The following is a 23,353-nucleotide window of genomic DNA, read 5'->3' as shown; positions in this document are numbered from 1 at the left end:
GGGCCCCTTCCTATGCACCAGGCGTTAGGAAGGGGCCCTTCCTTTCACCTGACGGGCGTTCAGGAGCATGGCCGGGTCGCTGGCCGACGAGCGAGCGACGGGGCAGCATCGTCCACGCCGAGATGCCCGCCGACACCAGCGCCGCCAGCAGCATCACCTGGAAGACCGCCGGATAGCCGGCCACGCTGGCGACCAGGCCGGCCAGCGGCGCCCCGGCCACCAGGCCCAGGTCCCAGAACGACGTGAACGCGCCGAGCGCCGCCCCCTGGTGCGCCGGGTCGGTCCGATTGATCACGAGCAGGGCCAGCGCCGGGAAGAGCAGCGAGAGCCCGGCGCCGATCACCAGCCCGCCGACGACCGCGACCACGAGATTCGGCGCGACCGCGACCAGGAGCAGCCCCACCGCCTCCACCAGCGCGGACGCGACCGCCACCCGGCCGGCGCCGAGCCGGTCGGGCAGCCCGCCCACGAACAGCCGGACCCCGACATAGGTGAAGCCGAACGCGTTGAACGCGGCGATCCCGTTCTCGATGCCCCGGTCGGCCAAGTGCAGGGCGACGAACGCGGCCAGTGCGGCGTACCCGAACCCGGCCAGGGAGAGCGCGACGCCCGGGGCGACCGCGCTGCGCGGCAGGATGCCGGCCGGGCCCTTCGGTTCCGGCTGCTCCGGCCGGGGGCGGACGGCGACGAGCGCGGCCCCGGCCAGCGCCGCCAGGATCGCGAACAGCCACACGGCGGGATAGCCGCCCGAGGTGCGCAGCAGCACCGCGCCGAGCAGCGCGCCGAGCGTGATGCCCAGCCACATGTGGATGCCGTACAGGCCGACGACGCGGCCCCGCCGGTCGGCCGGCGCGAGCGCCACCAGCCAGGCCGCGCCGGCGGTGTAGACGGCCGCCTCCCCCACGCCGTGCAGGACCCGGACGCCGACCAGCACGCCGACGTTGCCGGCCACCAGGTAGGCCGCGGCGGCGGCCGCGCACACGGCCGCCCCGGCCAGCATCACCGTCCGGTACCCGTGCCGGTCGCCGAGCCGGCCGGCGACGGGCCGGGCGATCACGGCGGAGACCGCGATCGCGGCGATCACCACGCCCACCTCGACCCGGTTGCCGTCGAGTTCGTCGAGGACGTAGAAGGGCAACACGGCCAGGGACGCGCCGACGCCGAGCAGGCAGAGGAAGATGGCGCCGAAGAGCGGCACGATGGGCCGGTAGAACGCGAGTTTCCCGCCGGTCGTGGTCATGCGACGACGCTCCTAGGCCGGTACGACGTGGAAGAAGTGGGTCGGCAGGTGCACGGCCAGGCCCTCGTGGATCTCGGCGCAGACGGCCGGGCCGTCGGCGGCGAAGGTGCCCGGCGGCGGGGTCGCCACGCGGATCGCGGAGCGCCCGGCGTCGAGCAGGCGCGCCGCCATCGCGAAGTCGCCCACCACCGCCTCACCCGGCGCCACCATCCGGGTACGGCTGATCAGGACGCCGTTGCGGTGCAGGTCCGCCAGCAGCGCGTCGCGCCCGAGCAGGTGGGTGTAGTAGTCCCTCGGGTTGACGATCATCGCGTGCGGGGTGGCGCCGGTCTGCTCGATCTCGTCGCAGGCGGCGAGCAGGCCGGTCAGCCAGTCGTGCCGGTACGGCAGCCGCCCGATCTCGGGGTGCCGCAGCAGGCCGTGCTCGCCGATGGTCAGCGCCTGGTTCTCCGCCGTGGCGAGGCGGACCAGCAGCCGGTAGTCGACGAAGACGGCCAACGCCTCCGGGTCGTCGGCGAGTTCCTCGGGGATGCGTACCCAGGCGCGGATCGGGTGCACGGCGGCCGAGGCGGTGCCGAACCGGAAGGCCGCCTCGCGGCGCAGGCCGGACTCGTGCACCGCGGCGGCCTCCCCGACGTCGGGCCGGCCCTCGCACCAGAACCGCACCGGGTCCATCCCCACGGACCGCTTGCGGAACAGGTTGCGGACGGTCACCCGGGGGCGTTCCTTGGTCGGCTGGAAGGCGTCCGTGATGGTGTAGTCGAAGCGCACCTCGGCGCCGGCCGGGTCGGCGGCGTACGCGCGGGCGAACACCTCGCCGGGCGACAGGGTCGACGACGCGGTCACGGGCGGCGCGGCGGTGGTGGTCATGAATCCTCCCCGATGGCGATGGCGTGCCGGATCAGCCGCTGGTAGAAGGGCTGGTGATGGTCGTGGTACGAGCGCAGGGTGTCGTCGTTGTCGACGGTCACCGCGAAGGACTTGGCGACCGGCGAGAAGCCGGAGGTGCGTTCGACGTCGAGGTGCCACTTGCGGGTGCGCCGCCACTCGGCGCGCTCCCCCGGCGCCCAGTTCAGCGCCTCCGGCCGGAACGGCAGCCCCACGGCGGCGCACCAGGCCGCCACCGTGTCCGCGGGCCGGCGCAGCAGGTCCTCGGCCCGGATCACCACCGGCGGCCGGCGCGCGGTCCGGCGGACCAGGTCGAACAGCTCCCACTGGTGCTCGAAGCCGATCTCCGGGCAGGTCACCGTGGGCTTGATGGCGTAGTGCGAGCTGATCGTGCGGGCCGGTTCCCGGACGATGAAGGTGTGCGTGACGTCGGCGATCGCCTCGGGATCGTCGAACAGGTGCCGGTACCGGTACTCGAGGGTGTCCTTGACGAAGACCGTCCGGTCCCGGCCCAGCCCGGTCAGGTGCGCGACGACGTCGGCCGGGTCGGTCACGGTGACGGCGCCGCCGTCGGCGGTGGGCAGGTCGACGTGCCCCTCGTCGACGAGGGTGACCAGCGGCTCGTGCACGACCGTCACGTCACCGCGGGCGATCATCATGCGCAGGAACGCGGTGGAGAGCGCCCGCGGATGCGCCCACATGGCGATCACCGGCATGCGGACGCCCCGTACCGCGTCGCCCGCCGGACCGGCGCGCCGCCGAGGTGGTGGACGGGCCTCACTGGGACCACCAGGTCGGCTTGCGGTCCCAGCGGTGGTCGCGCAGCGTGTCGAGCAGCCCGGCGTCCAGCGGCGCGCCGTCGCTGACGGCCAGGTTGGCGCGGACGTGCTCGACGCGGCGCATGCCGGGGATCACCGTGCTCACCGCCGGGTGGTGCAGGATGAACCGCAGCGCCAGCTCCGGCATGGTCGTCCCCGGCGGCACGTCGGCGGCCAGCCGCTCGGCGCGCTCCACGCTGGGCAGCAGGTTCTCCGGGCCGAAGTACGTGCTGCGCCAGTCCTCCTCCGGCCACGTGCTGTCGGCGGTCAGCGTGCCGGTCAGCGTCCCCTCGTCGAACGGCACCCGGGCGATGATCCCGATGTCGTCGCGCTGCGCGCGGGGGAACAGCTCGTCCTCGGGCGCCTGGTCGAAGATGTTGTAGATGACCTGGACGACGTCGATCAGCCCGGTGTCGAGGGCGGCGTGGCAGTTCGTCGGCTCCCACCGGTTGACGCTGATCCCGACGCCGTCGACGAGGCCCTCCCGCTTGAGGTCCGCGACGGTCTCCTGCCAGCGGCCGTCGGCCGCCCAGCGGTCCTCCCAGACGTGGAACTGGAGCAGGTCGATCCGGTCCACGCCGAGGTTCTCCAGGCTGTGCCGGGTGTACTCGCGGATGTGGTCGGCCGGGAAGACGTCGTCCAGGGTGTCCTGCGGGCCGGGCGGCCACTCCCGATTCTTCGGCGGGATCTTGGTGGCCAGGTAGAGCCGGCGGTCCGGGTGCCGGCGCACGAGGGCGCCGAGCAACCGTTCGCTGACGCCCCGCCCGTAGACCCAGGCGGTGTCGAAGAAGTTGCAGCCCCGTTCCACCGCCTCGTCCAGGCAGGCCGGCGCGGTGTCGTAGTCCCAGCCGGTGAAGCCGCCCGGTCCCCCGCCGATGCCCCACATCCCGTACCCGACCTCGCTGACCTGCCAGCCGAGCCGACCCATCCTGCGGTATCGCATTCCACTCCCTCGTCCGTGCCGATCGCCGCGCCGCGCGCGGCTGGTCACCCTGGTCCGGCCGGCAGCAGCAGCCGGTCGGTCGCCCGTCGCTCGTGCTCGCCCAGCCACGCCCGGTAGGCGCCGACGGACGGCCCGAGCCGGTGGTCGGTGAAGCCCCGGCGCCGTTCCAACTCGGCGCAGCCGTCGCGGCGGAACAGCCGGGGGTTGTCGGTGAGCAGCGTCGCGAAGACCGCCCGCAGCCGCTCCTCGTCGGCGCCGGCCCCGGCCGGGAACAGCGCGAGCAGCACGGCGGCGGCCCGGTCGCCGTCGGTCGCCGCCTCGCGCAGCGCCGCCACGAAGCGCACGCAGCTCACCCGGGGCAGGGCGTCCGCGCCGGCCAGCGGCAGGTCGGTGAAGTCGACGCTCACCGGGTGCAGGACGTGCAGCGCGCCGCCCCACAGCCGCGGGTCGACGACGGCGGCGACGATCCGCCGCGCGGCCCAGTCCACCGGCGTCCAGTCGGAGCGGACCGACGCGTCGGGACGCATCCGCAGCCGGTGGCAGGCGGCCAGCAGCAGGTGGGTGAGCGCCCGGGGGTTGGGCTGCCCGTCGTCCGCGGCGGGCATCACCTCCCCGAGACGCAGCACGGTGACGGTCGCGCCGCGCCGCCGGGCCTCGGCGAGATACCGCTCCGCCACCCACTTCGACCGGCTGTAGCCGCTGGTGGGCGGGACGACGAGGGCCGGGTCGCACCCTTCCGGCAGCGGGTCGGGGCGGCGGGCGGCCTCGGTGTCGAGGACGCCGAGGGTGGAGACGTGGTGCAGCGGCTTCGGCCGGCCGGTCAGCGCCAGCCGGAGCAGCTCGGCGGTGCCGAGGACGTTCGCCTGGCGGTGGGCCCGGTAGTCGAACAGGAAGTTGACCAGCGCCCCGGCGTGCAGCACGAGGTCGCAGTCGTGGGCCAGCCGGGCCCAGGTCTCCGGGTCCAGGCCGAGGGCGGGGCGGGCCAGGTCCGCGGCGTAGCCGTGCAGGCGCAGGCCGTGGCCGGGCCGCCACAGGCCCCGCTCGGCCAACGCCCGGACGACGCGTGCGGTGGCCTCGGCGTCGTCGGCGGCCCGCGCGAGGCACAGCACCCGGACGTCGGTGGTGGCGAGCAGTTCGTGGACCAGCCGCGCGCCGACGAACCCGGTGGCGCCGGTGACCAGGACGGTGCGCGGCGACCGGCGCCGGGCGACGGGGCGCACCGGCAGGTCGGCCGGGACGGCCGCGTCGCGTTCCACCAGCTCGGCCTCGGTCTCGGCGGGGTCGGCCGCGCGCAGGCGCGCCGCGACCACCCGGGCGAGCCGGGCGGCGGTGGGGTGGGCGAAGAGGTCCTGGACGCCGACCCGGACGTGGTGGTCGGTGCCGAGCGCGGTCACCACGTCGAGCGCCTGGAGCGAGTCGCCGCCCGCGTCGAGGAAGTCGGTGTCCGGGTCGAGGTCCGGCCGGCCGAGAACGGTCCGGAACACGGCCAGCACCCGGTCCGGCAGCGTACGCGCCTCGGCGCGCGCGGCGGCCGCCCGCGCCCGCTCGGCGAGCGTACGGTCGAGCCAGGTCTCCAGGGCCCGCCGGTCGACCTTGCCGTTGCCGGTGAGCGGCAGCGCGTCCCGCACCACGACGTGCCGGGGCACGTGGGGCCGGGGCAGCAGCCGGCGCAGGTGCGCCCGCAGCGCCGGCTCGGTCACCTCCGGGTCGGCGGCGACGAAGAGAGCCAGCGACTTCCCCCGGCCCTCCCGGGCGAGGAGGACCTTCGCCTGCCGCACCCCGGGCAGCCGGGTGGCGGCGGTCTCGATCTCGCCGGCCTCGATCCGGACGCCGTTCACCTTGAGCTGGAAGTCGCGCCGGCCGACGAAGTGCAGTCGACCGTCGGCGGCGAGACGGCCCAGGTCCCCGGTGCGGTAGAGCCGGGTGCCGGGGATGCCGGGCAGCGGGTTGGGGACGAACACCTCGGCGGTGCGGGCCGGGTCGCCGAGGTATCCCCCGCCGAGGCAGACCCCGCCGATGACGATCTCGCCGGTCGCGCCGGGCGGCAGCGGGCGCAGCCCGGCGTCCACCACCGCCGCGTAGCAGTTGTCGATGGGCCGGCCGATGGGGATGACGTCGCCGTCGGACCGGGTGACGGTGTGGAAGACCATGCCGATGGAGGCCTCGGTCGGGCCGTACCCGTTGGTGGCCGACACTCCCGGCACCAGGTCGGCCAGGCGGTGCACCGCCCACGGGTCGATCTCCTCGCCGCCGACGATCACGTGCCGCAGCGTGGCGACGGCGCGGCGGGCCGCCGGGTCCCGGTCCAGGACCGACACCAACGCGCCGAGCACGCTCGGCACGAAGTCGGTCATCGTGACGGCCTCGTCGGCGATGGTGCGGACGGTCCGTTCGACGTCGAGGAAGCCGCCCTCGACGGGCACCACCACCCGGCCGCCGGTGGTCAGCGGCCAGAACATCTGCCACACCGACGAGTCGAAGGTGTGCCGGCTGTTCTGCAGCACCACCTCCGCGCCGGTGGCCGCGAAGTAGCGGGTCATGAACCGGAACCGGTTGGCGATGCCGTCGTGCCGGTTGACGGCGCACTTCGGGGCGCCGGTGGTGCCGGACGTGAAGATGCCGTAGATCAGGTCGCCCGGGCCGACGGGCGTCCGGGGCCGGCGGCGGGTCGGGGTGATGTCGTCGAGGTCCACCGGCAGGCAGGGAACGCCCCCGGTGTCGGGACGCGGGTCGCCGCCCCGGACCACGACGAGCCGGGGCCGGATCACCGCCAGGGACGCGCGCAGCCGGTCCGCCGGCCAGCCGGGGTCGACGGGCACGAAGGCCGCGCCGAGCTTCATCAGGGCCAGGTCGACGACGGGGAGTTCGAGGCCGTCGGCGAGGAGCACGGGCACCACGTCGCCCCGCCCGATCCTCCGGCCCGCGAGGGCGGCGGCGACGCCGTTGGCCAGGTCGTCCAGTTCGCGATAGGTCAGCGAGCGCCCCCGGAACGACACCGCCCGGCGCTGCGGATGCAGGTCGACGCGGTGTTCGATCATGCGCGGCACCGCCACGAAGGGCCCGTCGTCGTGCCGGCGGCCGGCCCGCTCCACCAGCGCCCGGGAGGCGGGCCCGAGGGCCGGCGCCGCCGACGTGGGCGACGCCGGGTCGGCGAGCAGGGCGGCGAGCAGTTCGGCGTACATCTCCGCCACGGCGGCGGCGTCGGCCGACCACGGATCGTCGGCGGCGCAGCGGAGCACGACCGCGACCGTCGTGTCGGTGACGTCGGCGGTGAGCAGCACGGGTGGCGCGCCGGCGGACGGTGCCGGCGAGCCTCCGTCGAGGAGCACGAGGACGTGGTCGACGCCCTCGTGGTCGAGCGCGGCGGCGCACGCGCGGACCGTGGCGCGCGCCCGGTCGCCGGGCATCCGGTGCAGGTCCGCCGGCCAGACCGGCAGGTCCAGCATCTCCGCGCCGGCCCGGACCCGCACCGGTGCCTGGCGGCCCAGGCGGTCGAGCAGTTCCACGGCGGCCAGGGCGGCCGTGGACACCCGGTCGCGGCTGCCGCCGGTCGCGCCACCCGGGTCGGCCGCGGGGTGCGGCCCGGTGGCCGCCGGGCGGGTGGCGGTGTACCGGTACGTGGACCCGTCCGAGACGGGGACCGGTGCCGCGGACCCGCTGTCGCCCGACCTCATCGCGCCTCCTGTCCCGAGCCCGTGCGGCCGTCGGTCGCAGCCGCGGAGGGAGCTGTGCCGACCCGCCGCACGCCGACAGTGATCGGCGTCGGTCGATGGACGGCCGCTGGTCATGGACACTAGAGGGCTGATCGACGGTAGGGAATATGCAACTTTCTGCTACATCGATGGTTGTCACTTGCCTGCGTCGGCGGCGGTCGCCGCGCCCCCCGGACGCGCGACCGCCCGGGAAACCGGCCCGCGACCAGCCGATCCTCCGGACCCCGCCGGCCGGGCACGACGATTCCGCACCCGCCGCCGCTCGGGCGGCCGGGGCCGGGACGGGGCCGCGCGGCACGCTCTCGTCACCCGATCGGGCAGGGCGGATCACGCCCGGTAGTCGGCGTCGCGAGGGCGGACACGCGCGGGGACCCGGCCGGACGGGCCGGCCGGGTCCCCGCACATCGTTCCCGCGACTAGCCGCCGAGGCTCGCCGCCGCCGAGGCGATCGCCGGGGCGAAGGTGCTCACCTGGGTGTAGACGCCGGGGTAGTTGGGCCGGGCGCAGCCGTTGCCCCAGCTCGTGATCCCGACCTGGATCCAGGCGTTGGTCGCGTCCCGCCGGAACATCGGGCCGCCCGAGTCGCCCTGGCAGGTGTCGACCCCGCCGCTGGCGTAGCCCGCGCAGATCTCCTCGCTCGGGATGATCTGGCCACCGTAGTAGGAGTTGCAGGTGGCGTCGCTGACGAACGGCACGGTCGCCTTGCGCAGGTAGCGCTGCTGCGCGCCGCCCTCCTGGGTGGCACCCCACCCGGCGACCGTGAAGGTGCCGTTGTCGTACGCGGTGCTGGTGGCGATCTTGAGCGTGGGCAGCGTGGTCACCGGGGTGGCCAGCCGGATCAGGGCCCAGTCCTTGCCGTTGCCGTTGTAGCCGGGCGCCCGGTAGACGTAGTTGGACCGCACCTGGATCCGGCTCGACGACTGGAGGTCCACCACGCCGAGGGTGGCGGTGATGCTGGTGTTCGCACCGGTCCCGCCGACGCAGTGCGCGGCGGTCAACACCAGCCGGGGGCTGTAGAGGGAGCCGCCGCAGCCCATCGAGAGCCGGACCATGAAGGGGAACTCGCCCTGTGCGGCGAGGGTGCCGCCGACGACGTACGGAGTCACGTCCGACGCGGGCCTGGCACCGGCCGGAACGGCCAGGACGAACGAGCCGGCGGTGACCGCCACCAACGCGGCGGCCAACCGGCCGATGAGTCTGCGCCAACGGACCATGGGAGCCTCCCCGAGCTTCGCGGCGCGCGGGGGTCGACGCGCCGGCATCCGATGGCGGGATCCTATGGACATATATCGATGATCGGCAATGTTCGGGCCCATCCCGCGTCGGTCATACCGCCGCGCACCGGGCGGCGACCTCCCCGCGGGAGACCGCCCGTTTTGCGTCGGGACCGCCCGGGTACCGCAGCCCCATGGACACGAACACGAAGGCACACCTGGTCGGCGGCCCCCGGGACGGCAGCACCATCGACGCGGGCGGCGACGCCCTCGTGGAGGTGGAGATCGACGGCATGATGCACCGCTACATCCGCACCACCAGGCAGCACGGCGAGGACGGCACGATCTACAACTACGACGGGATGGTTGCGCCGGACGGCGGGCAGCCCGGCGTCGAGGACCCGGCCGCCCGGGTGGCCTCCCCGAAGGCGGACGCGGAGGGCCACGGCGGCAAGCACTGACCGCCGGGTCAGGCCGGCCCGGGCGCGGATGAACCGCGACCCGCCGGGTAAGCAGCGGCCGACCTGGTGGAGTGGAGAACGACCGGGGTCGCGACACGCGACCGGGCGCGCGGGCGGGCGGCGGACGCCGACCCGCCCGGGCGTGCGGTCAGTCCCGGGGTGATGCGGTTTCTCCGGTCAGTCCCGGGTGATGCCCGCGGTCCGGTCAGTTCCCGGTGATCCAGTTCCAGGCCGACACGACCCACTCGGTCTGCTGCAGGTAGGCGATGCCGAGGCCGGCCAGGAAGACCGCCGTGACCAGGTGCGCCCCGCGCGCGCTGCGGCGCACCCGGCCCAGCTGCCGCTCCAGCACCACGCGGCCGAGCAGCCGGGCCAACGCGAAGAGACCGGCCGCCACCAGCAGGCTCAGCACGAAGATCAGCAGCGGCCCGGCCAGGTCGCCGCCGCCCGAGATCGCCCAGATCCCCCAGCAGACGAACGCGAAGAGCGCCCCGGCGGCGCTCCACTCGCCGCCGCGCTTGAGCTGCGCGACGTGCCAGCTCAGCGGGCGCCGCGGCGCCGGCCCGTCGGGCCAGCCCGTGCCGGTCGGCTCCTGCCCGACCACGGGGAACGGTTCGGTGCGCGGAGCCCGGGGCTGCCCGACCGAGGCCACCCCCCGCCGGTACGCGTCGCGCTGCGGCGGCACCCCGACACCGGGCTGCGGCGGCACCTCGACGGTTCGCTCGGCCCACGGCTGTGTCTGGTCGGCCATCTCGTCCCTCCCTGGACCGACGGCGACCACCGGCCACCGTCCGGCTTCGAGGGTAGCCAGCCGGCAAATCGGTCGCCGAGCCCGCACCGATCGGCTAGACACAGCGGCGTGACGAAACCCCCACTCGCGGCCGGGACCGCCCGCGCCGATGACTTCGACGAGCTGGCCCGGCTGCTCGGCCACCTCTTCCACGCCCCGGCCGACCCCGAGGCGCACGAGATCGAGCGGGCGCTCTTCGAGCCCGAGCGCACGCTGCTGATCCGGGACGGCGGCGAGGCGGTGGCGACCGCACGGGCGTTCACCCGGGAACTCACCGTGCCGGGCGCACGGGTGCCGGCCGCCCACGTCAGCGGGGTGGGCGTCGCACCCACCCACCGACGCCGGGGACTGCTCACCCAACTCATGGCGCGACAGCTGCGGCAGGTGCGCGACGAGGGCCGGGAACCGGTGGCGGTGCTGTGGGCCAGCGAGGGCGGCATCTATCCGCGCTTCGGCTACGGCCTGGCCGCCCAGCGGCTCTCCGTCCAGTGCGCCACCGTCGCGCTGCGGATGCCGGACCCGACGCCCGCGGAGGGCCGGCTGCGCCTGGCCGCGCCTGCCGACTGCCGGGCCGAGCTGGCCGGGGTGTACGACCGGGTGCGCCCCGAGCGCCCCGGCTGGTCCAGCCGCGACGAGGCGTGGTGGCGGTACGTGCTGAGCGACCCGGCCGACCGGCGGGGCGGCGCCACCGAGCGCCGGGCGGTGCTGCACGAGGGGCCGGACGGCGTGGACGGGTACGGGCTCTTCCGTACGCGCGCGAACTGGGAGAGCGTCGGGCCGAACGGGATCACCACGGTCGACGAGGTGGTGGCCACCACCCCGGCGGCGTACGCGGCGATGTGGCGGATGCTGCTCTCGCTCGACCTGGCCGGGCAGCTCTCCTTCGGGGCGGGCGCGGTGGACGAGCCGCTGCTGCGGCTGGTCAACGAGCCGCGCCGGCTGGGCGCACAACTGGTCGACGCGCTCTGGCTGCGGGTGGTGGACGTGCCCGCCGCGCTCGCCGCCCGCCGCTACGCGACCGGGGTGGACGTGGTGATCGAGATCACCGACGAGCTGCTCCCGGAGAACGCCGGCCGCTGGCACCTGAGCGGCGGGCCGGAGCGGGCCGGGTGCGCGCCGACGGACCGGCCGGCCGAGCTGGCCTGCGACGTGCGCTGCCTCGGCGAGCTGTACCTGGGTGGCGCCGGACTGGCCGCGCTCGCTGCCGCCGGCCGGGTACGCGAGCTGCGTCCCGGCGCGGTGGCCGCCGCAGGTCCGGCCTTCGGCTGGCACCGGGCCCCCGCCGGCATGGACGTGTTCTGACCACCAGGCCACCGGCGCGGGCGGGCCGGCGGCGGTGGGCCTCGGGCGGTACGGTCGGCTGATGGGGGACGTGGAGCGACGGCGCCGCCGGCTACGGCACTCGGGCGGCGACCCGGGCCCGCCCGAGGGACCGCAGGCCACGACTCCGGGCGTGCACGACGGCGGCGCCGAGCCCTCGCGCGGTCGCCGGGGCGGCCCGGGCGACGAGGGGGAGCGCGGCCTGCGCGGCCTGGTCGGCTCCGGCTCGTCCCAGGTGAGCGTGACGGCCGCGATGCGGGCCCGCGACGCCGCCCAGCCGACCGACGAGGACCTGGCCGCGGCCGAGGAACGCGTGGTGGTCATCCGCCGGAACTGGACGCCCCGCGAGGACCTTCCCCGCCGCTGACGCCGAACCGCAACTGACGCCGACCCGCGCCGCCCGGCGATCCTGGTACGGAGGTGACCCCACGGGGGCCGCTCCGCACCAGGATCCGGGACAGGCGCCGTCAGGTCCGCCGGGCAGGGATGGCGCAGGTGGGAGGCGGCGGGTCAGGGAAGGGCGGGCAGTTGGCGGGTGCGCTCGTAGTCGGCCATCTGGCCGATCCGGCGGGCGTGCCGCTCGTTGCCGGAGAACGGAGTGGTCAGGAACGCCTCGACGATGGCCGTCGCCTCGTCCAGGGTGTGCTGGCGCGCGCCGACCGCGACGATGTTCGCGTCGTTGTGCTCGCGGGCGAGCTGGGCGGTCTCGATGCTCCAGGCGAGGGCCGCGCGGACCCCGGTCACCTTGTTCGCGGCGATCTGCTCGCCGTTGCCGGAGCCGCCGATGACCACCCCGAGGCTGCCGGCGTCCGCCACCACCCGGTCACCCGTGTGCAGGCAGAAGGCCGGGTAGTCGTCGTCCGGGTCGTAGGCGTGCGGGCCGACGTCGACGACGTCGTACCCCTCCTTGGTCAGGTGGTTGACCAGGTGCACCTTCAGCTCGAAACCGGCGTGGTCGGATCCCAGGTAGACGCGCATACCGCGCAGTCTGTCAGGGCGCGCGCCCGGGACGCCGCGCGGGCGGCGCCCCGGGGCGGATTCGTCACAACTCAGCGGGACAACTCGGCGACCACCAGGCCGCCGCGCGCCTTCGGGGTGAACCAGGTGCTCTTGCGCGGCATCTTCTCCCGCGCCAGGTTGACGGCCACGAAGTCGTCCACGGTCACCGGGGCGATCAGGACGGCCAGCTCGGCCCGACCCGCGTCGACCTCCCCGGTCAGCCAACTCGCCGGGTAGTCGCCGCCGACGTAGGTGATCCGCTTGTCGCCCGGGTCGAGCCCGAGGGCGTCGCGCAGCAGCAGCCGCTCGACCAGCGCGTGGTCCAGGTTCTCCAGCCGGCCGCCGCCCACCTGCGGCAGGGTGACGGCGTACCCCCGGTCGGGGAGGCGGAGGTGGACGGTGCCGCCGGCCGCCGGGACCTCGACCGGTCCGTCGATCGGGGCGACCTCCGCGCCGGCGGCGCGGAGCCGGTCCAGCAGCTCGTCGGCGGTGGTGGTCAGCTCGCTGACCAGCCGGTTGTAGGGCTGGATCGCCACCGACGCCGGCGTCGTGATCACCGACAGGAAGCGCGGCAGCCCGCCGGTCTGCGCGGCCAGGCTGCGGTGGTTGCCGTCCGCCACGACCAGCTCCCCGCCGCCCGCGAGCGCGGTCAGCTCGTCCTGCTCCGGGCCGGGGCCGAGCAGCCAGATGGCGTGGGTGCGCCCGGCCTGGTCGGTGTCGGTCGCCGCGGGCGCCCCGGCCGCGTCGGTCGCCGCCGCGAGCGCGGCGTGCAGCTCGTCGCCACGCCCGGTCTGCAGCAGCAGTACGGGCGAGAGGAGGTGACCCAGCGCCTCGGCCAGCGCCACCCGCTCCCGCACCTTGGCGATGAAGACGTCCTCGTTGCGGATGACCAGACCGGGCTCGTCGGCCCGGGTGGAGATCTGGTCGGTGTCGGTCATGGCCCAGAGCCCGTACGCCGTCTCCTCCCCCGGCGCGCTGATCCGGTAGAGGACCACGACCTGCTCGGCCGGGGTGTAGCTGCCGTCGGCCTTGGCCTCGGCGAGGCGGGTCACCGCGTCCGGCAGGGCGTCGAGGAAGGACTTCCCCAGGCTCTCCGGCGCCCGGTGCGGCATCTCGATGCCGAGGGCACTGTGCGGGTTCGCCTCGATGATCGCGGTGATCTCCGCGTCGTCGGCGAACTCGTCGTAGTTCTGCGCGCCGGTGCCGCCAGTGGTGATCCAGGCCCGGGCGATCGGATGCACGACCGTCATGTGCGACCACGCTACCGGCGACGCGACTGCCGGCGTGACGGGACCCGCGCGGCGTCCACCAGATGAAAGAGCGGCCGTGCCGGGGCCACCGCTTCGGGTGGTGCGGCGGCCACGCCGCCGGCAGGCCGTGTCCGCGCCCGCCGGTGGCTACTTCGCCGGCAGGCGGTGCCGGCCGGCCGACGCGGGAGCGCCCGCCGGTCGCCGACCCGACCCGCCCGGCGCGGCGGGCACGATCGTCCGCGGCCCGGCCACCGACGCCGGCCGGTGCTCGGCCGGGGCGTTGCGTCGCTGCTCGGCCGGCGGGCCGAGCCGGTAATCGACGGGCGCGTTGCGTCGCTGCTCGGTCGGGGCGTTGCGTCGCTGCTCGGCCGGCGGGCCGAGCCGGTGGTCGGCCGGCGCGTTCCGCCGGTGCTCGGCCGGCGGGGTGAGTCGGGAGGTGGCCGGCACGCGGGCGACGCCGACCACGATCGGCGGGGCGAGCAGGTCCACCATGTGTGCGGGAAGGTCGGGGCGGACCGCCGGCCAGCGGGAGTCGTCGACCGACCAGTACGCCGCCTCCGGGCCCTCGGTCACCTCCTCCCCGGTCAGCGGATCGTCACCGGAAGCACGGTGCTTGGCCATCGGGATTGCCTCCACGAGCTGCGGGGTGCGGCCCTGCGGGTCGCTGCGGCGGACACCGAAGAGAACGAGTCCGCCGGCCCCCCGGTGACGCCGGGGACCGCGCCCCGCCGGGCCCCGGCTTCGCCGGGCCGCGGCGCCACGTCGGCACCCCGCCGCAACGCGCACATCGGCACCCGGCCGCAACGCGCACGCCGGCACCCGGCGCCGGACCGGCGGCACCCGGCCCCGCGAGCCGTGCGCCCGGTCCGGTCGGCGCACGGCTCGCGGGCCGTGGAGGTCAGTCGAAGATGGGGCCGAGCTCGCGGGAGCGCTTGAGCTCGTAGAAGCCCGGGGTGCCGGCGACCAGCAGGACACCGTCCCAGAGCCGACCCGCCGCCTCACCCTTCGGGCGCGGGGTGACCACCGGGCCGAAGAAGGCGACCGTGCCGCCGTCCGGGCCGGGCGCGTGGATCACCGGGGTGCCGACGTCGGTGCCGACCGGGCGCATGCCGGCCTCGTGGCTGGCCCGCAGCGCCTCGTCGTAACCGGCGCTCTCGGCGGCTTCGGCCAGCGCCGGGTCGAGCCCGGCGTCGGTCAGCGCGGCCGCGAACAGCTCCGGCGAGAGCTTCTCCTGCCCGAGGTGGATCCGGGTGCCCAGCGCGGTGTAGAGCTTCCGGACGGCCTCCTGGCCGTACCGCTGCTCGGCCGCGATGCAGACCCGCACCGGGCCCCAGCCCGTGCGCATCAGCTCCTGGTACTTCTCGGGCACCTCCCGGCCCTCGTTCAGCACCGACAGGCTCATCACGTGGAAGCGGACGTCCACGTCCCGGACCTGCTCGACCTCCAGCAGCCAGCGGGAGGTGATCCACGCCCACGGGCAGATGGGGTCGAACCACATGTCTACGGCGACACGCTCGCTCACGGTGGGTCCCTTCACGACAGGTGGCGCCGCCTTCGGCGCCTTCCCCGATCTTCACCCCGCCGGCCATCGACCGGCACCGGAATGAGAGCGTGACCTCGCCCACCGCGGGGTGTTCGTGCATGGAAGACTCGAATCCGGCCGTCACGAGCGGTCGGTGACGGCGCCAACGAGGCGTACGGCGAGACGGGATGGAGACGAACAGTGCCGGGAGTGCGCAACCTGACGCAGGTCGAGGCCACCGAGCGGGCCCGCCTGCTCGACGTGACCGGGTACGACATCAGTCTGGACCTCTCGACCGCCGTCCAGGCGGCCGAGGGTCGCACCTTCCGATCCACCACCGAGATCCGGTTCCGGTGCGCCGAGCCGGGGTCGAGCACCTTCATCGAGGTGGCCGCCGACTCGGTGCGGTCGGCGACGCTGAACGGCGCCCCGGTCGACCTCGGCGGCTGGTCGGCGGAGAAGGGTCTGACGCTGTCCGGGCTGGGCAGCGAGAACACGCTGGTGGTCGACGCGGACTTCGCGTACTCGAACAGCGGGCAGGGCCTGCACCGCACGGTCGACCCGGTCGACGGCGAGACCTACCTCTACAGCCAGTTCGAGACGGCGGACGCGCAGCGGGTCTTCGCCTGCTTCGACCAGCCCGACCTGAAGAGCGTCTACACCTGGCACGCCACCGTCCCGGACCACTGGAAGGTGGTCTCGAACATGCCGGTGGAGCGCGAGGAGCCGGCGGGCGAGGGCCTCAAGACGGTGCACTTCGCCACCTCCGCGCGGATGAGCACCTACATCACCGCGCTCTGCGCCGGGCCGTACCACGAGGTGCGGGACAGCCACGACGGCATCGACCTGGGGGCGTACTGCCGCGCCTCCATGGCGCAGTACATGGACTCGGACGACCTCTTCCTGATCACCAAGCAGGGCTTCGACTTCTTCCACGAGCAGTTCGGCGTCCGCTACCCGCTGCCCAAGTACGACCAGCTCTGGGTGCCCGACTTCAACGCCGGCGCGATGGAGAACTTCGGCTGCGTCACGCACGCCGAGGCGCACTACATCTTCCGCTCGCAGGTGACCGACTTCGAGTACGAGCAGCGGGCCAACACGATCCTGCACGAGCTGGCCCACATGTGGTTCGGCGACCTGGTCACCATGCGCTGGTGGAACGACCTGTGGCTGAACGAGTCGTTCGCCGAGTGGGCCAGCCACTGGTGCAACACCCACGCGACCCGGTTCCGCGAGGCGTGGACGACCTTCCTCTCCATCCGCAAGAACTGGGGCTACCGGCAGGACCAGCTCTCCTCCACCCACCCGGTCTACTGCGAGATGCCGGACCTGGAGGCCGTCGAGGTCAACTTCGACGGGATCACCTACGCCAAGGGCGCCAGCGTGCTCAAGCAACTGGTCGCGTACGTGGGCGAGGAGCCGTTCCTGGCCGGTCTGCGGGCGTACTTCGGCAAGCACGCGTGGGGCAACGCCACCTTCGACGACCTGCTCACCGAACTGGAGGCCGCCTCCGGCCGGGAGCTGCGCAAGTTCGCCGCGCAGTGGTTGGAGACCGCGCAGGTCAACACGCTGCGGCCGGAGGTGACCATCGGGACAGACGGCGCCTACGAGAACGTCGTGGTGCGCCAGGAGGCGCCGGCCGGGTACCCGACGCTGCGCACGCACCGGATCGGGGTCGGCCTCTACGACCTGACCGACGGCCGGCTGGTCCGCCGCGAGCGCCTCGAGGTCGACGTGACCGGCGAGCGGACGGAGCTGGCCGAGCTGCGCGGCGTGCGCGCCGCCGACGTGCTGCTGCTCAACGACGACGACCTCACCTACACCAAGCTGCGGCTGGACGAGCGGTCGATGGCCACCGTGGTGCAGCACATCGCCGGGCTCGAGTCGTCGCTGGCCCGCGCGCTCTGCTGGACGGCCGCCTGGGACATGACCCGGGACGCCGAGCTGGCCGCCCGCGACTACGTGGCGCTGGTGCTGGCCGGGCTGCCCGCCGAGACCGACATCAACCTGGTCACCGCGACGCTGCGGCAGGCCACCACGACGCTCACCGTCTACGCCGACCCGGCCTGGGCGCCGACCGGCTGGGCGGAGCTGGCCCGCACCGCCCGCACCGCGTTGGCCGCCGCCGAGCCGGGCAGCGGCTTCCAGCTCGCCTGGGCCCGGGCGTACGCCTCGGCGGCCCGCTCCGCCGAGGACCTGGCGACCCTGCGCGGCTGGCTGGCCGGCAGCGGCGTCCCCGCCGGGCTGACCGTCGACACCGAGCTGCGCTGGACGGTGCTGGACGCGCTGGTCGCGAACGGCGCGGCCGGTCCCGCCGAGATCGAGGCCGAGCTGGCCACCGACCGGACGGCCAGCGGCGACCGGGAGGCGGCGCACGCGCACGCGCTGGTGCCGACGGCGGAGAACAAGGCCGCCGTCTGGGCGGAGCTGACCGGGCCGGAGGCGCTGCCGAACTGGCGGCACCGGGCGCTGCTGCAGGGCTTCACCCACGCGGCGCAGGTCGAGCTGACCGCGCCGTACCGGGAGAAGTACTTCGCCGCGGTGGGCCAGGTGTGGGCCAGCCGGGACAGCGAGCCGGCGCAGGAGTTCGCGCAGCTGGCGTACCCGACGTACCTGGTGGAGCACGAGACCGTGGCGGCGACCGACGCGTGGCTGGCCGCCGACGGGCACCCGGCCCCGCTGCGCCGGCTGGTCGCCGAGGGCCGCGACGGCGTCGTCCGGGCCCTCAAGGCCCGCGCCAGGGACGCCCGGAGCGCCTGAGCAGGTCCGACAGGCCGGGGCCGGCGTGGGGAGACCCGCGCCGGCCCCGGCCTGTGTCGTGCGGGTCCCGGGTCCGCTCACGACGAAGCCCGGTCCGCACTGGCGGACCGGGCTTCGGTGTGAACGGGGGCGCTCAGCCCTTGCCGGCGTGGCTGGCGAGCTGGTCGAGGCCGTTGATGATGCCGCCGGTCAGGTCGCCGCCGCCGAAGGCCGCCACCATGGACAGGGCGGCGAGCCGGGCGTACGTGTCCGGGATGCGCTTGCGGGCGTGCCGGCCGGTGACGATCTCCAGCTGGCGCTGGTTGGGCGACACCGCGATCAGCACCGACCGGTCCGGCTCGGCGAGCTGGCGGTGCAGCCGCTCGGCGTGCTCCCGGATCGGCTCGTCGAGGCCGCCGACGAACACCGAGAAGACCAGGCCGGTGCCCTGGTCGGCCAGGCGCAGGGCCTCGTCGATGCGCAGCAGCTGGCGGGTCGTGAACGGCCCGTCCAGCACCTCGGGCGGATTCCCCGTCCCGACCTGCTTCTCACCAACGGTCACTTGCGCCTCCGGTTCCACCGGCCGGCGCCTCGATGCCGGCCTGCTCCTGCTTGCGGCTGGTCAGCGCCGGCGCCTGCGCGCCCGCTGCCAGGGCGGTGCCGGCCGAGTCGGCCAGCTGCTCCGGACGGCCCAGGAACCAGACCGGAGTGAAGTCGAAGGGCCGGCCCGGCCGGTAGCGCTTGTCGCCGCCACCACCGCCACCACGGCTACCGGCGTACGCCAGGCCGGCGATCACCAGCACCGCGGCCGCCGGGATGCCGACGAAGACCAGCAACGTCTCGGTTACAGACAATCCCAACGCCCCCAGGCGGAAGAAGAGACCTCGAACATCCGGGTCGGGTGGACGATCATGGTGCCGACCGCCCGACTCCGCTGCCATTCACGTTAGCGGAGCCGACGGCCCGCCAGATTGCGGGGTGGCGTTCCCACCCGCCACTGGAGTTCTCCAGTTGCGCAGCGGTGGCGACCAACCTCGCGTCGTCGCCGTACCGGCCGGTGAGCAGGACGCCCACGGGCAGGCCCTCGGCGGTGACGCCGACCGGCAGCGAAACCGACGGATCGCCGGTGACGTTGAACACGGCGCAGTACGGCGAGAACCGGCGTTGCCGGTCGAAATCCTCCGCCGGGTCGCCGCCCTCGGCGAACCAGCCCACCGGGGCCTGGGGCGCGGCGAGCGTCGGGCAGAGCAGCAGGTCGCACCCGGCGGTGCGCCGGACACCGAGGCGCACCTGCGCCTGGAGCTCGCCGAGCGTGGCGGTGAGGGTGCCGGCGGAGACCTCCGCGCCCCGGGCGCGCAGGTGGCGGGTCAGCGGCAGCAGGTCGCCCTCCCGCTCCGGCGGCACGGGCGCGAGCGCCAGCACGTACCAGACGATCTCGAACAGCGGCCACACCGCGGGCCCGAGCGGCGCGGGGACGTCGACCACCTCGTGGCCGGCGGCGGTGAGCAGCGCGGCGGCCCGGTCCACGGCGGCGACGCAGTCGGGGTGGACCGGTTCGTCGGCGAGCATCGGGGCGGTGAACCGGCCCACCCGCAGCCGACCGGGCTCCGCCGTCCGGGCCACGGCGAGGAAGCCGCCGGCCGGCGGGGCGGGCGCCAGGTAGGGCTCGCCGGGCACCGGCTGGGCCAGCACGTCGAGCAGCGCCGCCACGTCGGCGACCGTCCGCCCGACCGGCCCGTTGGTCGGCAGGCCGTAGGCGCCGAACCCGACGGGGCCGCCGGGGACCAGGCCCCGGCTCGGCTTGTAGCCGACCAGCCCGCACAGCGACGCCGGGATGCGCAGCGAGCCGCCGCCGTCGGAGCCCTGGGCGACGGGCACCAGCCCGGCCGCGACGGCCGCCGCCGCCCCGCCGCTGGAGCCCCCGGCGGTGTACGCCAGGTCCCACGGGTTGCGGGCCGGCGGGGCGACCAGCCCCTCGGAGTAGAGCGAGCAGCCCAGCTCGGAGGTGGTGGTCTTGCCCAGGCTGACCAGCCCGGCCGCCCGCATGAACCGGACCACGTCGGCGTCGACGGGCGGCACGAAGTCGGCGAACGCGGCCGAGCCGAAGGTGGTGCGCACCCCGGCGGTGAGGGTGAGGTCCTTGATCGCCGTCGGCACGCCGTGCAGCGGGCCGCGTTCCCCGGCGGGCGCGGCGTCGGCGGCGCGGGCCGCCGCGCGGGCCAGCTCCGGGGTGACCGTGACGAACGCGCCGACCGTGTCGCCGAGCGCGTCGACCCGGGTGAGGTGGTGCTCGACCAGCTCGACGCTGGACAGCTCGCCGCGGGCGATCGCGGCGGCCTGCTTCAGCGCGGTCAGGTCGTGCGGCTCGGCCATCCCGTCATCCTGCCTGGTCCGGCCGCCGCTTTGCCGGACGACACGACCGGCCGGCCCGGCAAGGGGCCCATGTCCCCCGGCACGACGGAACCGGCCGGTCCCTCGCCGAACGCGCCCGTGCGACGTACGGCACTCCTGCCCCGTCCCGTTACCGGCCGAGGAAGCTCAGCGCGTTGCCGCCGAGGAGCTTGGCGCGCTGGTCGTCGGTGAGGAAGTCCGCCTCGCGCACCACCCGCCCGACCGGCCGCTCCCCCAGCGGGTACGGGTAGTCGCTGCCGAGCAGCACCCGGTCGGCGCCCATCGTGTCGACCAGCAGCCGCAGCGCCGGCCCGGAGAAGACGACCGAGTCGACGCGGAACCGGTCGACATAGGAACTGGGCGGGGCGGCGGAGGATCCGCGTACCAGGTCGCCCCGGCGGTGCCAGGCGTTGTCGGCGCGGCCCAGCCAGAACGGGAAGCTGCCGCCGCCGTGGGCGAAGCAGATCCGCAGCGTGTCAGGCACCTTGTCGAAGACGCCGCCGAGGATCAGCGCCAGCACCGACAGGTGCGTCTCGGCGGGCATGCCGGTGAGCCAGCGGGCCATCCAGCGGTCCAGCCGGGGGCCGCCCGGCATGTCCCACGGGTGCACGAAGACCGGCGCGCCGACCTCGGCGCAGTGGGTCAGGAACTGCACGATCCCGGCGTCGTCGAGGTCGCGGTCGCCGACGTGGTTGCCGATCTCCACGCCCGCGTGCCCGGCCGCGAGGCAGCGGTCCAGCTCGGCGCAGGCGGCGTCCGCGTCCTGCAACGGCACCTGGCAGAACGGCACCAGCCGGTCGCCGCCGGCGGCCGTGACCTCCAGGGTGAGGTCGTTGAAGATCCGCGCGACCTTCGCGGCCTGGTCGGCGGGGCGGTCGTAGCCGAAGAAGACCGGGGTGGGCGAGACGACCTGCACGTCGACGCCGTCCGCCGCCATGTCGCCGAGCCGCGTCGGCGCGTCCCAGCACTCCGCGCCGACCGGCCGGAACTCCGTCTCCCCCACCATGATCATGGCGGCGCGCTCGGAGTCGACCCGCAGCCAGGGCCAGCCGGACCCGCCGCACGCCGCGGCCAGGTCCGGCCACCCCCTCGGTACGACGTGCGTGTGCACGTCGACCACCGGGAACCGCGCCTGCCCCGGCAGGCCCTCGGCGGGAACCGCCATCAGCCCTTGCCCGGGTGCAGCGCGCCGCAGTTGTCGCAGGTGCGCGCCTTCTCGTCGGCGTAGAACGCCTGGAAGACCGGGGGCAGGTCGGCGGCGATGTCGCGGACCTGCAACTCGACCTCGTGCACCTTGTGGCTGCACTCCGGGCAGTACCACTGGAACCTCTCCAGCGTGCCCTCCTCGCGGACCCGCTCGATGACCATCCCGATCGAGCCGGCCTCCGGCCGCTGCGGCGAGTGCGGCGTGTTGCGCGGCAGCATCCACATCTGACCCTCGCGGATGTGCACCGTCCGCGGCCCCTCCGGGGTCATCAGGTTGACGTTCATGTTGCCCTTGACCTGGTAGAAGAACTCCTCGTACGGGTCGACGTGGAAGTCGGTGCGCTGGTTGGGCCCGCCCACCACCATGACGATGAAGTCGTCGCTGCCCGGCAACATCTCCTTGTTGCCCACCGGCGGCTTGAGCAGGTGCTGGTTCTCGGCAATCCAGCCCGGAAAGCTGAACGGCTCGGCGATCTCACTCACGACTGACCTCCTGCGGGAAGAAGGGCCACGGCCTGAATCTCGATGAGCAGGTGCGGGTGCGGCAACTGGTGCACGGCGACCGTCGTGCGGGTCGGGCCGGTCGCGTCGAAGAACTCCGCCCAGACCTCGTTGTAGCCACCGAAGTCGTTCATGTTGACCAGATAGGTGGTGACCTGCACGAGGTCGGACAGGTCCGTGCCGACCGAACGCAACAGGTCCCGGATGTTCTCGATCACCGCCCGGGTCTGCACCCGGATGTCGAGGTTGGTGGTGCCGAACTCGTCCACCTCGACGCCGGCGAAGGTGTTGTCCGGCCGCCGCGACGACGTACCGGAGACGAAGACGAACCCGCCCGCCACCTTGACGTGCGGAAACGCCCCCCGCGGCACGGCCTTCCCCGCCACCACGCGCGCCTCGCCACCGGTCATGACCCACCACCTGGCAGGGACGCGAGAGCAACGACCACGACGGGGTTCCGGGCAGCCCGCCCGGCGCAGGGATCAAGCCTGACCGCCCGGAGCCGGGTGGGCTGCCCGGAACCCCCGACGCCGATCACGACGAAGCCCGCAGCGACGCCGTGCCGAGCTTCTCCACGACGGCCCGGACGTGGGCACCGGGACGCAGCGGCACGGCGGCGGTGGCCGCGCCGGCCAGGAACACCCAGCCCTCGCGGAGGCGCACCCCGTGCCGACCCGCGAGGCGGATCCCCTCGTCCAACGCCCGGCGCGGGTCACCGAGGATCGCCGCGGTCGAGCCGACCTGGGCCACCCGCCCGTCGACCTCCAGCAGCACGCCCAGGTTGTCCAGCCCGTCCGGCACCGGGCACCACGGCCCGACCACGAACGCGGCGGCCGACGCGTTGTCGGCGACCACGTCCGGCAGCGAGAAGGTGAAGTTCGCGTACCGGGAGTCGATCAGCTCGATCGCCGGGGCGACCGCCCGGACCGCGTCGGTGAAGTCGCCGACCGGCTCGCCGGGCTCGGGGAGCCGGTCCAGCAGGAACGCCACCTCCGGCTCGGCCCGGGGATGGATGTAGTCGCCGACCTCGACCGTGCCGCCGTCGGGCACCCGCATCGTGTCGGTGAGCCGGCCCCAGATCACCTCGTCCACGCCGACCTGGGCCATCTTCGCCTTGCTGGTCAGGCCCATCTTCAGCCCTACCAGCCGCTCGCCCCGGTCCAGCCGGCGCTGGAGCAGCGCGGTCTGCACCGCGTACGCGGCGTCGACGTCCAGGCCGGCCTCGGCCGCCAGTTGCGGGATCGCGGTGGCGGTGTCGGCCGCCGCGCCCAACCGCTCGGCGATCCCCGCCGTGTCCGGGCCGATCACCGTGCCCCCTCCGTTCGCGACTGCGGGGCTCGCAAAACCGGCTCACTCCT

22 protein-coding genes are annotated in these 23,353 nt (G+C 74.7%); 4 read left to right on the top strand and 18 right to left on the bottom strand.

Annotation, left to right across the window (positions count from 1 at the left end; genetic code table 11):
- Positions 1 to 10: 10 nt before the first annotated feature.
- From ACGFZ2_RS08360 to ACGFZ2_RS08335, 6 genes are all read right to left on the bottom strand, one after another.
- Positions 11 to 1,240 (bottom strand): MFS transporter, encoded by a 1,230-nt coding sequence (locus tag ACGFZ2_RS08360; RefSeq protein ID WP_393451406.1) that lies wholly within the window; start codon positions 1,238 to 1,240, stop codon positions 11 to 13.
- A gap of 12 nt (positions 1,241 to 1,252) precedes the next feature.
- Positions 1,253 to 2,110, bottom strand: coding sequence for a family 3 encapsulin nanocompartment shell protein (locus ACGFZ2_RS08355; RefSeq protein WP_393451403.1), 858 nt, complete (start codon positions 2,108 to 2,110; stop codon positions 1,253 to 1,255).
- Positions 2,107 to 2,844, bottom strand: a complete 738-nt coding sequence (locus ACGFZ2_RS08350) for a hypothetical protein (RefSeq protein WP_393451400.1) — start codon at positions 2,842 to 2,844, stop codon at positions 2,107 to 2,109. The genes ACGFZ2_RS08355 and ACGFZ2_RS08350 overlap by 4 nt, the downstream gene beginning before the upstream one ends.
- A 61-nt stretch (positions 2,845 to 2,905) precedes the next feature.
- Entirely contained in the window at positions 2,906 to 3,889 is a 984-nt protein-coding gene (locus tag ACGFZ2_RS08345; RefSeq protein ID WP_393451397.1) for an aldo/keto reductase, read from the bottom strand.
- Between the two features lie 44 nt (positions 3,890 to 3,933).
- Entirely contained in the window at positions 3,934 to 7,563 is a 3,630-nt protein-coding gene (locus tag ACGFZ2_RS08340; RefSeq protein ID WP_393451394.1) for an amino acid adenylation domain-containing protein, read from the bottom strand.
- 455 nt (positions 7,564 to 8,018) lie between these two features.
- Positions 8,019 to 8,816 (bottom strand): S1 family peptidase, encoded by a 798-nt coding sequence (locus tag ACGFZ2_RS08335; RefSeq protein ID WP_393451391.1) that lies wholly within the window; start codon positions 8,814 to 8,816, stop codon positions 8,019 to 8,021.
- A 194-nt stretch (positions 8,817 to 9,010) separates the two neighbouring features.
- Between ACGFZ2_RS08335 and ACGFZ2_RS08330 the strand changes: the two genes are divergently transcribed.
- Positions 9,011 to 9,277 carry a hypothetical protein gene (locus ACGFZ2_RS08330; protein WP_393260704.1) on the top strand — a complete coding sequence of 89 codons (267 nt, stop codon included), beginning with the start codon at positions 9,011 to 9,013 and terminating at the stop codon, positions 9,275 to 9,277.
- A gap of 205 nt (positions 9,278 to 9,482) precedes the next feature.
- On the opposite strand, the gene ACGFZ2_RS08325 is transcribed toward ACGFZ2_RS08330, so the two are convergent.
- A complete protein-coding gene (locus tag ACGFZ2_RS08325) occupies positions 9,483 to 10,028 on the bottom strand; it encodes a hypothetical protein (RefSeq protein WP_393451388.1) in 546 nt (181 codons plus the stop codon).
- Between the two features lie 108 nt (positions 10,029 to 10,136).
- Here ACGFZ2_RS08325 and ACGFZ2_RS08320 point away from each other — a divergent pair, with 108 nt between their 5' ends.
- Both ACGFZ2_RS08320 and ACGFZ2_RS08315 read left to right on the top strand, forming a co-directional pair.
- The gene (locus ACGFZ2_RS08320; RefSeq protein ID WP_393451385.1) at positions 10,137 to 11,369 is read left to right on the top strand and encodes a GNAT family N-acetyltransferase; all 1,233 of its coding nucleotides are present in this window, start codon (positions 10,137 to 10,139) and stop codon (positions 11,367 to 11,369) included.
- Positions 11,370 to 11,430: 61 nt separating this feature from the next.
- Positions 11,431 to 11,754 carry a hypothetical protein gene (locus ACGFZ2_RS08315; RefSeq protein WP_393260712.1) on the top strand — a complete coding sequence of 108 codons (324 nt, stop codon included), beginning with the start codon at positions 11,431 to 11,433 and terminating at the stop codon, positions 11,752 to 11,754.
- Positions 11,755 to 11,897: 143 nt separating this feature from the next.
- On the opposite strand, the gene ACGFZ2_RS08310 is transcribed toward ACGFZ2_RS08315, so the two are convergent.
- From ACGFZ2_RS08310 to ACGFZ2_RS08295, 4 genes are all read right to left on the bottom strand, one after another.
- Complete coding sequence (locus tag ACGFZ2_RS08310) at positions 11,898 to 12,365, bottom strand: ribose-5-phosphate isomerase (RefSeq protein ID WP_350708454.1); 468 nt, start codon at positions 12,363 to 12,365, stop codon at positions 11,898 to 11,900.
- Between the two features lie 71 nt (positions 12,366 to 12,436).
- Entirely contained in the window at positions 12,437 to 13,636 is a 1,200-nt protein-coding gene (locus ACGFZ2_RS08305) for a DUF1015 family protein (RefSeq protein WP_393260717.1), read from the bottom strand.
- 147 nt (positions 13,637 to 13,783) lie between these two features.
- Positions 13,784 to 14,257 carry a hypothetical protein gene (locus ACGFZ2_RS08300; RefSeq protein WP_393451382.1) on the bottom strand — a complete coding sequence of 158 codons (474 nt, stop codon included), beginning with the start codon at positions 14,255 to 14,257 and terminating at the stop codon, positions 13,784 to 13,786.
- 277 nt (positions 14,258 to 14,534) lie between these two features.
- Positions 14,535 to 15,158, bottom strand: coding sequence for a DsbA family protein (locus tag ACGFZ2_RS08295; RefSeq protein WP_393451379.1), 624 nt, complete (start codon positions 15,156 to 15,158; stop codon positions 14,535 to 14,537).
- Positions 15,159 to 15,368: 210 nt separating this feature from the next.
- Here ACGFZ2_RS08295 and pepN point away from each other — a divergent pair, with 210 nt between their 5' ends.
- Positions 15,369 to 17,918 (top strand): aminopeptidase N, encoded by a 2,550-nt coding sequence (gene pepN / locus ACGFZ2_RS08290; RefSeq protein WP_393451376.1) that lies wholly within the window; start codon positions 15,369 to 15,371, stop codon positions 17,916 to 17,918.
- Positions 17,919 to 18,051: 133 nt separating this feature from the next.
- Here the strand turns inward: pepN and ACGFZ2_RS08285 are convergent, their stop codons facing one another.
- The 7 genes from ACGFZ2_RS08285 to ACGFZ2_RS08255 all read right to left on the bottom strand — a co-directional run bounded on the left by ACGFZ2_RS08285 (position 18,052) and on the right by ACGFZ2_RS08255 (position 23,303).
- A complete protein-coding gene (locus tag ACGFZ2_RS08285) occupies positions 18,052 to 18,459 on the bottom strand; it encodes a DUF5130 family protein (protein ID WP_393260725.1) in 408 nt (135 codons plus the stop codon).
- A complete protein-coding gene (locus ACGFZ2_RS08280) occupies positions 18,446 to 18,733 on the bottom strand; it encodes a hypothetical protein (protein WP_350684434.1) in 288 nt (95 codons plus the stop codon). Before ACGFZ2_RS08280 ends, ACGFZ2_RS08285 begins: the two co-directional genes overlap by 14 nt.
- 73 nt (positions 18,734 to 18,806) lie before the next feature.
- Positions 18,807 to 20,270 (bottom strand): amidase, encoded by a 1,464-nt coding sequence (locus ACGFZ2_RS08275; RefSeq protein WP_393451373.1) that lies wholly within the window; start codon positions 20,268 to 20,270, stop codon positions 18,807 to 18,809.
- A 148-nt stretch (positions 20,271 to 20,418) separates the two neighbouring features.
- The gene (locus tag ACGFZ2_RS08270) at positions 20,419 to 21,453 is read right to left on the bottom strand and encodes an amidohydrolase family protein (protein ID WP_393260728.1); all 1,035 of its coding nucleotides are present in this window, start codon (positions 21,451 to 21,453) and stop codon (positions 20,419 to 20,421) included.
- Positions 21,453 to 21,977, bottom strand: coding sequence for a 3-hydroxyanthranilate 3,4-dioxygenase (locus ACGFZ2_RS08265; RefSeq protein WP_393451370.1), 525 nt, complete (start codon positions 21,975 to 21,977; stop codon positions 21,453 to 21,455). Before ACGFZ2_RS08265 ends, ACGFZ2_RS08270 begins: the two co-directional genes overlap by 1 nt.
- Positions 21,974 to 22,405: a RidA family protein gene (locus ACGFZ2_RS08260; protein ID WP_393451367.1), complete on the bottom strand. Its 432-nt coding sequence runs from the start codon at positions 22,403 to 22,405 to the stop codon at positions 21,974 to 21,976. The genes ACGFZ2_RS08265 and ACGFZ2_RS08260 overlap by 4 nt, the downstream gene beginning before the upstream one ends.
- Before the next feature lie 124 nt (positions 22,406 to 22,529).
- Positions 22,530 to 23,303, bottom strand: a complete 774-nt coding sequence (locus tag ACGFZ2_RS08255) for a fumarylacetoacetate hydrolase family protein (RefSeq protein WP_357462919.1) — start codon at positions 23,301 to 23,303, stop codon at positions 22,530 to 22,532.
- Positions 23,304 to 23,353: the final 50 nt, after the last annotated feature.

Origin of the sequence: Micromonospora sp. NPDC048063, from assembly GCF_043202855.1 — a bacterium.
Classification (GTDB): Bacteria; Actinomycetota; Actinomycetes; order Mycobacteriales; family Micromonosporaceae; genus Micromonospora.
The sequence above is the reverse complement of the archived record's forward strand: the minus strand, read 5'-3'. Positions and strand labels throughout refer to the sequence as shown.